The organism is Ligilactobacillus sp. (assembly GCF_036846325.1).
Lineage (GTDB): Bacteria > Bacillota > Bacilli > Lactobacillales > Lactobacillaceae > Ligilactobacillus.
In genome coordinates this window covers 1,969-13,790 of sequence record NZ_DAIUCE010000013.1, presented here as the reverse complement: position 1 = coordinate 13,790, position 11,822 = coordinate 1,969, and the positions used below count along the sequence as shown (strand labels likewise).

Genomic DNA, 11,822 nt, shown 5'->3' with positions numbered 1-11,822 from the left:
ATCGAGAATCTCGACTTGAACGTCATGCAAAGAAAGCGAATCTTCAAAATGCTTGTCATATTTTACTTCAGGCTTTCTTCTCATCAGTCCGAGTCCTGAACATGGCGCATCAATCAAAACCTTGTCAAAGCTTTCCTTTGCAAATTCCTCCCTTGCTTTTCTGGCATCTGTTTTTTTAGCCGTCACATGCCCGGTTACGCCGCAAAGTTCAGCATTCTTTTTAATCAATCCGACTTTATGAGCATGGATGTCAAGAGCGTACACCCTTCCGCTGTCGAGGGCAGCGGCAATCTGCATCGTTTTTCCGCCCGGAGCAGCACATCCATCCAAAACAACGTCCGTTGGCCTGACGTTCATCGAATCTGCTGCAAGCATGGCACTTTCGTCCTGAACAGTCACCAAGCCTCTTTTATAAGAATCGCTGTGCGGAATAAAACCGCCGCTTACGCGCAGTCCAAGCGGCGAAACAAGACTTTTTGAAACTTTGAAACCCTCTTTTTCCAATGCAAAGACGGCTTGCTGAACTGTATTTTTAGCAAGATTGACCCGAATGCTCTGTGCTGGAGGCTGATTGATCGATTTTAAGAGACTAACGGTTTTTTCAAAGCCAAGCTCTTCAGTCAGCTTTTCAACAAGCCATTTCGGCGTGCTCGATTCAATGCTGATTTTTTCCGCCGAATCTGTAATATCGCTCGGATCGGGCAATCCCTTGCGCTCGATTTCGTGCAAGATTCCTGTCACAAAGCGTCTGATTCCTTCGTGACCGTTGACCTTTGCAATTTCAATCGTTTCATTGAAAACGGCACGTTTCGGAATCTTGTCCAGATACAGCTGCTGATAAAGCGCTGTTTTCAAAAGTTCGTAAACCCACGGCTCTACCTTGCGCCTGTTCTTTATGAAACCGTCAAGATAAAATTCCAAGGTAAGCTTTCGCTGAATGACTCCATAGACAATGTTTGTCAAAAGATTGACGTCTCTTTCATCAAGCTGGCTTTTTTCAATTGTCTGATTCAATGCCAGGTTGGAATATGAGCCGTTTCCTTCGATTCGCTCCAACAGTTTGACCGCCAAAAAGCGCGGATTTCCATCAAGTTTTTTCATTAAACAATCACCTTTTGTCCGACCTCAAGCCCCTTGCCGATTCCGTTCAGATAATCCGTTGCCTTCATCTTCGGTTTTCCGGCCGGCTGCAGCTCATTTATACGGTAAACTGTACCGTTTGCTGCTGCCATCTTCAAAACGTGCTTTCCTGCTTCAACGACCGTCCCGCTGGCAAATGCAGTTTTTTCATCCAAAACGGAAATATTCCAAAGTTTCGTGCGCCTGCCCAAAAAGTCAGCAAAATAAGCCCCCGGACTCGGACGCAGTGCCCTGATTTTCCAATCAAGCTCGCAAGCGGTTGATTCAAGCGACAGTTCTTCTTCTTCCGGCTTGATGGTCGGAGAAAAAACAACCCTTTCTTCATCTTGCTCAATCGGTTCGATTGTTCCGTTCAAAATCCCGGGAATCGTTTCAAGCAAAGTATCTCGACCGAGAATGCTCATTTTTTCAAAAACGCTTGCTGTATCATCATTTTCTTCAATCGGCATCCTGGCTTGCGCAAGCATTGCGCCGGCGTCCATTTTCCTGACCATGTAAATGATCGTCACACCTGTTTCATCGTCGCCGTTCATAATCGCATACTGTACAGGAGCACCGCCGCGATATTTTGGCAAAAGCGATCCATGCACGTTGATTGCAGCCACTTTTGCAGCTTCAATCAGCTTATTCGGCAAAAACTGACCAAATGCGGCCGTGACGATTAAATCTGGTTTCAATTCAATAATCCGTTCCATTTCAGCGCTTCCGGAAATTCTTTCCGGCTGCAGGACTTCTATCCCGTGTCTTTCAGCAGTTTCCTTAACCGGAGAGGCAGTCAAAACGTGCTTGCGCCCGACATATCGATCCGGTTGGGTCACGACGGCTTTCACGTCATATCCTTTCTCAATCAGTCCTTCTAAAATCGGTGCGGAAAACTTCGGCGTTCCCATAAAAATAATTGATGTCATTTTCAATTTCCTTCCTGTTACATAAAACTGATCGGATCACGGTCAATAATCAATTTCAAACCTTTCGATTCATCAGTCTGACTTCTGACCAAAAGATCCTGCAAATACTCTTCAAGTCGGGGTTCCTTTTTATATTCAATCACAAGCTGGTAGTAGTAGCGATTGTTCACGCGCATAATGGCCTTTGGAGTAGGACCAAGAATCTTTGCAGATTCGCTCAGGACATCGCTCAGCTCTCTTCTTATCTCGTACATTTTTCGACAGGCATCAGCCTCGTTGTCGTAGCTTGCGGTAATTTTGACCGTAAAATAATACGGAGGATATCCCAGACGATGCCTGAGCTGCATTTCATAAGCATAAAAGCGCTCATATTCCTGTGTGCACGCCAATTGAATCGCATAATGCTCCTTGTTAAATGTCTGGATCATGACTTCACCGTTTTTCTCAGCACGTCCGGCACGACCGCTGACCTGCGTCAAAAGCTGAAAAGTCTTTTCGCTTGATCTGAAATCAGGCAGTCCCAGGGCAGTATCGGCATTTAAGACGCCAACGAGCGTGACGTTGGGAAAATCCAAGCCCTTGGCAATCATTTGCGTTCCCAGCAAAATATCGGCCTCGTGCCGGCTGAAACGCTCAAGGAGTCGTTCATGCGCGCCTTTTCGCCTCGTAGTATCAACGTCCATGCGCAAAACTCTGGCATCAGGAAGCAATTCATGCAGTTGTTCTTCGACTTTTTGCGTGCCCGTTCCATAATAGCGTATCTTATTGCTTCGGCAGCTCGGACAAATTCCTGGAATTGCCTCCTCGTGTCCGCAATAGTGGCACTTCATGCTGTGCGTATCCATATGAAGCGTCAATGAAATGTCGCAATTAGGACACTTCAGGACAAATCCGCATTCCCGGCACATGACAAATGAAGAGTATCCTCTTCGATTGAGCATCAGGACAACTTGTTCCTCTCTTTTAAGATGCTCTTTGATCTTCTCCAGCAATTCAGCTGAAAAATCAGGCGAAGGCGCACTTTTCAAGGCTTCACGCATGTCAACAAGTTCTACGTGCGGCATCGGCTGTCCGTTTATGCGTTTTGTCAAAAGCAAGCGCTGATAGACGTTCTTCTGTCCGCGTGCCCTCGACTCCAGGGAAGGCGTCGCAGATCCCAGCACAACCGGGCAATGATGATGATTTCCGCGCCAAATCGCCACTTCGCGGGCATTATAACGTGGCATTTCATCCTGTTTATAACTGGTTTCATGCTCTTCATCCATAATGATCACGCCAATTCGGTCAAGTGGCGCAAAAACGGCCGAGCGTGCCCCGACAACAACCTGTGCCTCGCCACGTTCGATTCTGCGCCACTCGTCAAAACGTTCACCGTCAGAAAGTGCGCTGTGAAGCATTGCGACCTTGGGACCGAAACGTTCCCTGACGCGCCGGACCATCTGCGGCGTCAGAGAAATTTCCGGAACAAGCATCAAGGCCTTTTTTGAAAGAGTGAGTGCATGGGCGATTGTTTGAAGATAAACTTCAGTCTTACCGCTTCCGGTCACGCCCTGAAGCAGGAATACTTCGCTTTCTTTTTGATCGATTGCCTGGTTTATTCTTGTAACGCAAACGCTTTGCTCATCCGTCAGTTTCCTTGGCAATGTCGGTTCGACCTTTGCATTTTCCGAAGGGGTCCGGTATGTCTCTTTTGAATCAAGGCTCAGCCATCCCGAATTTTCAGCTTGTTTAACATCATTTGAGGTGAAGCCGTTTTGTTTTTGAAACTTTATCCTTTCAACTGTATCATTTCCCAGATCAAAAAGCTTTTCAAGCATCCTTTTCTTTTTGGTTGCAGTCTTTCTTTGAGCATTTGAAAATGCAGAGAAGTTTTCTGCCGTGATTTTTGACTTGATAAATTCGGTTTCCTTGACTCGTGCCCTGTCATTTACGTGGTAGACGATTTCAACTTTGTCTTTTTTGCGCAGTCCGTAAATCTTCCGCCTGATTTCCGCATCCATCTTGTCGTCAAATGCCAAAAGGTTGTCCTGATCAAACAATGCCTTGATTTCCGGTTCGACGTTTTCATCCAGCAAACGAACGCTCTTTTCATAACCGGCACGCATCACGTTCGGCAGCATCGTCTGCAGACATGAGATTTTGAAGGAAAACGTGTAATTTGCCATCCAGTCCGCAAGCTGCAGGGCTTCTTCGTTTAAAACCGGTGCAAGATCCATCAGGGAGATTATTTTCTTGATTTCAAAATCCTCATCCGGTTTTTTGTTTGATACGTCAAGCACGAATCCCTGTATCCTGCGCGATCCTTTTCCGAAAGGAACAATGCAGCGCATTCCTGCTTGAATCTGTTCTTCCAGTTCGCCCGGAACCAGATAAGTATAGGGCTTGTTCGTCTGCATCGTCGGAACGTCAACGATGACTTGTGCGTAAAGACTCATCCGTTCACCCCTTATAAATCCGCCAGCTCGCTCAAGATGTCCTGTGCGATTCTTTCTTTGGAAGTCTTGGAAATTTTCTTTTTCCTACCGTTCTTGAACAGCAGAAAAACCTCGTTTTCATCAGAACCAAAGCCGACGTCCGTTCTTGAAACGTCATTTGCGACCAACAGGTCGACGTTTTTCTCAATCAGTTTATTTTGAGCGTTTTCCAGCAGATTTTCTGTTTCGGCCGCAAATCCGACTAGTTTCTGCCTTGTTTTCCTTTCGCCCAGAAGCTTTAAGATGTCAACGTTTCGAACCAGCCTGAGATTCCAGTCTCCGTCAGATTTTTTGACCTTTTCGTCATAAAACTTCTCCGGACGATAATCAGCAACTGCAGCCGCCATGATTACGACGTCGGCTTCTCCGTAACGTTTCAGAACTTCTGCGGCCATCTCATCGGCAGTAACCGTTTCGACCATCTCAATGCCGGGAATATCTGCCAAGCTGACCGGGCCGTGAACGAGCGTGACGTCAGCACCAGATGCAGCCGCATTTTCAGCCAGCGCATAGCCCATTTTGCCGCTCGAACGATTCGTCAGAAAACGCACCGGATCGATTGGTTCGACAGTTCCGCCGGCAGTGACGATGATTTTTTCCCCTCTGAGATCAACTCGCTGCTCAGCTCTGCATTTTTCATCAACATATGCAAAAATTTCCTCAGGCTCTTTCATTCTCCCTTTGCCGGAATAGCCTTCCGCCAAAAAGCCGTAATCAGGCTCAATAATCTCAATGCCGTCCTCTTTCAAACGGTCCAGATTTCTTTTGACCGCCGGATTTGTCAACATTTTCTCATTCATCGCCGGAACGACGAAGACAGGCGCAGCCGTTGCAAGCAAAGAAGTTGAAACCGCATCATCCGCGATTCCGTTTGCCATTTTTCCGATAATATCGGCCGTTGCCGGAACGACGACTGCCAGATCGGTCCAGTCGGCAAGATCGATGTGTGCAACCGGAGAATCATTATTCTGATCAAACAAATCCAACATGACTTTGCTTTTGCAAAGAGTTTCAAACGTCAGCGGACTTACGAATTCAGCCGCATTTTTCGTCATTGCGCACCGAACTTCATATCCATGCCTTACAAATTCTCTGACGCAATAAGCAGCCTTATACGCTGCAATTCCGCCTGTAATATAAAATGCTACGTGTTTTGAAGTCAAAATAAGCCCCCCTCATTCATGTTTTAATTTTACCACATTGAGGCGCAAAAAAAGAGACTAAGAAATTGCTTAGTCTCTTGAAACGCTCTCAGCCTTCCTGACCTTCAGATTTAATCCTGAGTTTTCCGGCCACGACTTCTTCCAAAGCACGACCAACGTTTTTAACTGATTTATACTCGCCTTCTTCAAGCATCGGGGATGCACCGGCATCCAATTCATGTGCACGCTTGGAAGCAAGCAAAATAAGCGAATAGCGTGAATCGACGCGTTCAAGCAACGCATCAACTGATGGATATAAAATCATATCTCCGTTTCCTCCAGTTTCAGTTGTTTTTTGTAATCAGGCAAGAAACGCTTTACGCGCCAACGTTCGGCACGGATAATCGTTTTGATTTTTTCGGCTGCTTTCGGCACCTCGTCATTAACGACCGCATAGTCATAATTCTGCATCATTTCGATTTCATCGACGGCCTTTTTCATTCGCTTATCGATCGTTTCAAGATCGTCAGTTCCACGATTGACGATGCGTTGACGCAGTTCCATCAAATCAGGCGGCGTTAAAAAGATGAACAAGCCGTCCGGAGCTTTCTTGCGAACCTGCATCGCACCATTGACTTCGATTTCCAAAAAAACGTCCTTGCCCGCATCCAACATCTCATTAACGTATTTTAACGGTGTTCCATAGTAGTTGTCAACATATTTGGCATATTCAAGCATGCCGCCGGACTCAATTTCTTTTTCAAACTCTTCTTTCGAAACAAAATAATAGTCTTTTCCGTTTACTTCACCGGGACGCATCTTCCTCGTCGTCATCGAAATTGAATAGTGAAAGTTGTTATCGTCTTGAGAAAAAATTTCTTTTCGAACAGTGCCCTTACCGACGCCGGACGGACCTGACAGGACGATCAGCATACCTCTTTTAGCCATTGCTGTTAACCCCTCCAAAAATAGTATTAATTATTATATTGCACTTTTTACGAAGTATTTTCAACCCATCAGCGGATATTTGTCGCATTTTTACATATTTTAACTTGTTTTTTAATTTTAATTTAAGGATTTTCGCAAACAGGGAAAATCAACAAACATCCTTGCCAAAATTCCCCCATTCAAAATAAATGAACATATTTTTGTTTTCTTCTTGATTTTTCGAACTTACGTTTATATAATAAGCTTATGGTAAACAAATGTTCCTATTGGGTTTTAAGGGGGATCAGAAATATGCTTAAAACATTCCTTTCTCAAGAGAAAATATCTAAAATCAGGCAGACATTCAAAACTATCTTCGAAAACGGCAACGATATCAAAAGAGAACCAAGAATGCCAAAAGAACAGTTGCGTCTGTTCATCAACAAAGCCGCTCAAACCAAGCGAGAGGTCATCTTGCAGCTTAACTGGACAGACGGAGAAATCGAAGAGGTCAGCGGAACAATCACCCTGCTGCATTCACGCACCGATGCAATCCTTCTCAAAAATAAAGCTGACCACGGTCTGGGATATCCGATCAAAATTGAGCAAATCAATTACCTGTCTTTGAAAAACCAGGAACTGTCCTTAAACACGTCACAAAAAGTAAGCCAAATCATCTGAACAAAACTTTCCCCCGCTGCACTTGGCAACGGGTTTTTTTTACAAATTACCTGAAAATTAAAACAGCCATGCGAAACCGCATGACTGAAGTAATATCCATTATTTTTTTCAGATTACTGACTGAAACCCGACTGGCAATGCCGAATCATGCAAATTCTCTTTAGTAAAGCTCAAGATATTGCTGACGTTCCCATTCAGAAACTTCCTGGCGATATGCAGCCCATTCAAGACGCTTTGCTTCAACGAAGTTAGAGTACAAGTGCGGACCCATGGCCTTCTTGATAACTTCGTCAGACGTCAATTCCTTCAAAGCATTATGCAACGTTGAAGGAAGATCAACGATGCCGTTTGCCTTGCGTTCATCGTCATCCATTGCATAGATGTTGCGATCGACTGCCTTTGGTGCTTCAATCTTGTTTCTCAAGCCATCCAGGCCGGCTGAGAGAATTGCGGCAACCGCCAGATATGGGTTGGCCGAAGGATCAACGCTGCGAAGTTCCAAACGTGTTGACAATCCGCGTGCAATCGGAACACGAACCAAAGGTGAACGGTTGTGACCGGACCATGCGACGTAAACAGGTGCTTCATAACCAGGAACCAGACGCTTGTAGGAGTTGACCGTCGGGTTTGTAACAGCCGTAAAGCTGCGTGCATGCTTCAACAAGCCACCCAAGAAGTACTTAGCGTTTTGTGACAATTGGTCTTCTCCGTTTTCATCAAAGAACGCATTGCCGTCCTTTGTAAACAAGGACATGTTCATATGCATGCCGGAACCGTTGATGCGATCAAGCGGTTTTGGCATGAACGTTGCGTGCAGGCCATGCTTGCGTGCAACCGTTTTGACAACAAGCTTGAACGTCTGAATGTTGTCGCAAGCATGCAGGGCATCAGCATACTTGAAGTCAACTTCATGCTGACCAGGAGCAACTTCATGGTGAGAAGCTTCAACGTCAAAGCCGAGTTTTTCAAGTTCAAGAACGATGTCGCGACGGCAGTTTTCACCCAAATCAACAGGTGCCAAATCGAAGTAGCTGCCTTGGTCATTCAAATGTGTCGTTGGCTTGCCTGTTTCAGGGTCAAGTTTGAACAGGAAGAATTCCGGTTCAGGCCCAATATTGAAATCAGTAAAGCCCATTTCCTTCATTTCGTCAAGAACATGCATCAACTGGTTACGAGGATCCCCCATAAACGGCGTGCGATCTGCATTGTAAACTTCACAGATGACACGTGCAATCTTGCCATTGTGACCGTTATCCCATGGGAAGACCATCCATGTCGAAAGATCTGGATAAAGCCACATGTCACTTTCTTCAATACGAACGAAACCATCAATTGATGAACCGTCGAACATCAGCTTGTTGTCAAGCAGCTTGTCTAATTGACTGATAGGGACTTCAACGTTCTTGATTGTGCCATACAAATCAGTGAACATCAAACGCAAAAATTGAACGTTTTCTTCTTTAACAATACGACGAATATCGTCTTTTGTGTAGCTAGGTTTTGCCATGTCGGTTTGCTCCTTGTAAGTGTATTAGAGGGTACGATTGCGGAAAGTAAACTGATCTTCCTTCTTCAAACCGCCAACCGAAAGAAACTCATCTCTCAAAATCCGGCGAACATCAGCATCCGTCAAAGGCTGTTCCATACGAGCCTTTTTTTCTGCTTCCTCTTTCGCCTGTTCTTCGTAAATGTGTTTTATACCGGCCATGTTGATGCCTTCAGTCAAGTAGTCCTTGATTTCAAGCAAGGTATCGATATCATTTAAAGAGTACATCCGGCGATTGCCTTCGTTGCGTTCGGGAATCACCAAGCCCTGTTCTTCGTAATATCTGATTTGACGTGCTGAAAGACTCGTCAACTTCATGACCGTTCCAATCGGAAGAACGGCTAAAGAACGTCTCAGTTCTTTTTCTTTCATATCCATCCTCCTTAAAAATTACAAGTTTATAATAACAACTTAATGTGTCCTTGTCAACCCTTTAATGTCACTTTTTATGACATGAACACATTCACTTGTAAAAAGTTTCAAAAGCAGCCTCAGTAATCGCATTTTTTACGTGCTCATATGACAAACCGCCCTGAATATACAAACAATACGGTTCACGCAGCGGACCATCAGACGAAAGCTCAATCGTCGATCCTTCCGTAAAGCTGCCGGATGCCATGATTATCTCGTCTTCATAACCGTCCATATAACTTGGAACTGGATCCACAAAGGCATTCATAGCCGAATTATGCTGAATTGCAGCACAAAACCTGATCATCGGCTCACGTGCCCCAAACGTAATCGTTTGGACCAGGTCCGTGCGCGGGGCATCCCACTTCGGTGAAACGTCCATGCCAAGTTTTTCCAATAAGGCAGCAGCATAAATCGAGCCTTTGATTGCCTGCCCCGTCGTATGCGGAGCCATAAAGAATCCTTGATAAAAATCCCTTAAATATGCATACGTCGGTCCTTCAGACTTGCCCGATCCGGGAGCAATCAAATGTGCGGCGCATTTAGCAATCAAGTCTTTGCGACCGACAATGAATGCTCCGCCCTTGACAATGCCGGCCCCTGCATTTTTAAAGAGAGACCCCGCCAGCAAATCAGCTCCAAAGAAAGTCGGCTCTTCAGTTTCAGAAAATTCACCGTAACAATTGTCGACAAAGATGATTGCCTTGGGAGCGCGTTCTTTGATAAATGAAATCATCTGCCTGATCTTTTCAATCGTAAAGCTGTCCCTTGTAGCATAGCCTCGTGATCGTTGCAGTGCGATTACCTTGACGTCCGGATGTTCTTCAAGAAATTTTCCGCAGCCCTCATAGTCGACTTCACCATTTTCAAGCAACGGCGTGCATTCAAAATGCATGTCGTATTCTTTGAACGTCCCGGGATTGTCACCGGCAATGCCAATCACTTCCTGAATCGTATCATATGGCATTCCGGTCATATAATAAAGCGTATCTCCCGGACGCATGACGCCAAAAAGACAAGTCTTGATTGCATGCGTTCCGGAAACGATCTGCGGTCTTACCAATGCATCTTCCGTTTTAAAGTACTCGGCAAAAATTTCTTCAAGCTTGTCACGACCGACATCGTCATATCCATAACCGGTCGAACCGACCAAATCCTCTTCAGCAACACGATGTTTTCGGTAAAGTTCCAAAACCCGCTGCTGATTGTATAATTCCTGTTCCGTGATTTCGTTCAAGCGGCCTGAAATCATCTCATCAACTTCTGCAATCTTTTCCTGCAGGTCCTTTGGAAACTTATCTTTCCATGAATTCATTACATTCACCTTTCCTTATCGAGCAGCCAGTCATCAACGGCCGCACATATATTCTTAATTTGCTCAGGATGCTGCACCAGATCAAACCAGACGACATCCATCTTGTTTCTGAACCATGTCAGCTGACGCTTAGCATAGTGGCGTGAATTCTTCTTAACAAGATCAACGGCTTCTTCCAACGTGCCTTCACCGGCAAAATAGGAGTAAAATTCCTTATATCCGATTCCTTTACCGGCTGGAAGCAAGGATCCCCCTGCTTCATACAGACCTCTTGCTTCTTTTTCCAGTCCTTGCTTCATCATCAAGTCAACCCGCTGATTGATTCTTTCATAAAGCAGCGTTCTATCGGTCGTCAACCCGATTATCAAAGCATCAAACCCGCTGTCATGAACATCGTTTTGTTCAGAAAATTTCTTGCCCGTCTTTTCATAAACCTCCAACGCCCTGACAACGCGCACTTCATTTCCGACCGGTATCTTTGCAGCAGCAATCGGATCAACTTCGTTCAATTTGCTCCACAGTGCATGACGTCCATGATTTTTAGCATAGTCATGCCATCGGGTCCTTTCTTTTTCATCCGCTGAATATTCGTCTTGCCCCAGTTTGAATCCGTCCAGCAAAGCCTGAACATAGAATCCGGTACCGCCAACGAGCAGCGGAAGATTTTTTCGTTCGGAAATATCCTGGCAGCTTTCCTTGCATCGTAAAATAAAATCAGCGCATGAAAAACGCTCGGAAGGATCCAAAATATCAATCAAATGATGTTTTATGCCCTGCATTTCATCAGACTTTATCTTTGCCGTTCCGATATCAAGCGTTCGATAAACCTGCATCGAATCTCCCGAAATGACTTCGCCCTGATATCTTTTGGCTAACTCGATCGAAAGAGCTGTTTTCCCCACCGCCGTAGGTCCAACGATTGAAAGAAGCTTTTGTTTCATCAGAACTCTCCTTTGCAATATTTCTGAGCAACTCACAACAACTATTTTACAACATTTCACAAATTATTTCTCCGGTCAGAGGCAATTATGATTTTGAGTGATTTAACTGGAATTTTTTACGAGTTTCGTTCATAATAGTAGTAAATAAAACAAGGGAGGAATCACCCATGAAATCATTTGGCAAGGGATTCGTTTTCGGTACCATTGCTACAATCAGCGCAGTCGCAGGTTGCGTCTATGCATTCAAAAAGACCGTTGTCGAACCAATCGAGGAACGTGAGGCAATCTTAGATGAACATCGCAAGCGTGCAATGCGCAAGCGCCGTTCTGCTCACCA

Annotated in this window: 12 protein-coding genes; 2 read left to right on the top strand and 10 right to left on the bottom strand. The window is 45.1% G+C overall.

Going from position 1 to position 11,822, the window contains the following annotated elements; all coding sequences use genetic code 11:
* The 6 genes from rsmB to gmk all read right to left on the bottom strand — a co-directional run.
* The coding region (gene rsmB, locus V7Z60_RS02590; protein ID WP_334116057.1) for a 16S rRNA (cytosine(967)-C(5))-methyltransferase RsmB at positions 1-1,101 on the bottom strand (1,101 nt) is incomplete at its 3' end.
* Positions 1,101-2,048 (bottom strand): methionyl-tRNA formyltransferase, encoded by a 948-nt coding sequence (fmt, locus tag V7Z60_RS02585; protein ID WP_334116055.1) that lies wholly within the window; start codon positions 2,046-2,048, stop codon positions 1,101-1,103. The genes fmt and rsmB, both read right to left, overlap by 1 nt.
* A 17-nt stretch (positions 2,049-2,065) precedes the next feature.
* Positions 2,066-4,483 (bottom strand): primosomal protein N', encoded by a 2,418-nt coding sequence (gene priA / locus V7Z60_RS02580; protein ID WP_334116053.1) that lies wholly within the window; start codon positions 4,481-4,483, stop codon positions 2,066-2,068.
* Between the two features lie 11 nt (positions 4,484-4,494).
* Positions 4,495-5,685, bottom strand: coding sequence for a bifunctional phosphopantothenoylcysteine decarboxylase/phosphopantothenate--cysteine ligase CoaBC (gene coaBC, locus V7Z60_RS02575; protein WP_334116052.1), 1,191 nt, complete (start codon positions 5,683-5,685; stop codon positions 4,495-4,497).
* A gap of 88 nt (positions 5,686-5,773) precedes the next feature.
* On the bottom strand, positions 5,774-5,989 hold the full coding sequence (gene rpoZ, locus V7Z60_RS02570; protein WP_334116051.1) for a DNA-directed RNA polymerase subunit omega: 216 nt from the start codon (positions 5,987-5,989) through the stop codon (positions 5,774-5,776).
* On the bottom strand, positions 5,986-6,612 hold the full coding sequence (gene gmk / locus V7Z60_RS02565; protein ID WP_334116049.1) for a guanylate kinase: 627 nt from the start codon (positions 6,610-6,612) through the stop codon (positions 5,986-5,988). Before gmk ends, rpoZ begins: the two co-directional genes overlap by 4 nt.
* 390 nt (positions 6,613-7,002) lie before the next feature.
* Between gmk and V7Z60_RS02560 the strand changes: the two genes are divergently transcribed.
* Complete coding sequence (locus tag V7Z60_RS02560; protein WP_334116048.1) at positions 7,003-7,272, top strand: hypothetical protein; 270 nt, start codon at positions 7,003-7,005, stop codon at positions 7,270-7,272.
* Between the two features lie 160 nt (positions 7,273-7,432).
* On the opposite strand, the gene glnA is transcribed toward V7Z60_RS02560, so the two are convergent.
* From glnA to miaA, 4 genes are all read right to left on the bottom strand, one after another.
* Entirely contained in the window at positions 7,433-8,779 is a 1,347-nt protein-coding gene (glnA, locus tag V7Z60_RS02555; RefSeq protein WP_334116047.1) for a type I glutamate--ammonia ligase, read from the bottom strand.
* A 24-nt stretch (positions 8,780-8,803) separates the two neighbouring features.
* Positions 8,804-9,190, bottom strand: coding sequence for a MerR family transcriptional regulator (locus V7Z60_RS02550; RefSeq protein WP_334116046.1), 387 nt, complete (start codon positions 9,188-9,190; stop codon positions 8,804-8,806).
* Positions 9,191-9,281: 91 nt separating this feature from the next.
* A complete protein-coding gene (locus tag V7Z60_RS02545) occupies positions 9,282-10,544 on the bottom strand; it encodes a methionine gamma-lyase family protein (RefSeq protein WP_334116045.1) in 1,263 nt (420 codons plus the stop codon).
* A 5-nt stretch (positions 10,545-10,549) separates the two neighbouring features.
* Entirely contained in the window at positions 10,550-11,485 is a 936-nt protein-coding gene (gene miaA / locus V7Z60_RS02540) for a tRNA (adenosine(37)-N6)-dimethylallyltransferase MiaA (RefSeq protein WP_334116044.1), read from the bottom strand.
* Between the two features lie 167 nt (positions 11,486-11,652).
* On the opposite strand from miaA, the gene V7Z60_RS02535 reads away from it, so the two are divergent.
* Positions 11,653-11,822: DUF3042 family protein (locus V7Z60_RS02535; RefSeq protein WP_334116082.1), on the top strand; the 170-nt coding region annotated here is incomplete at its 3' end.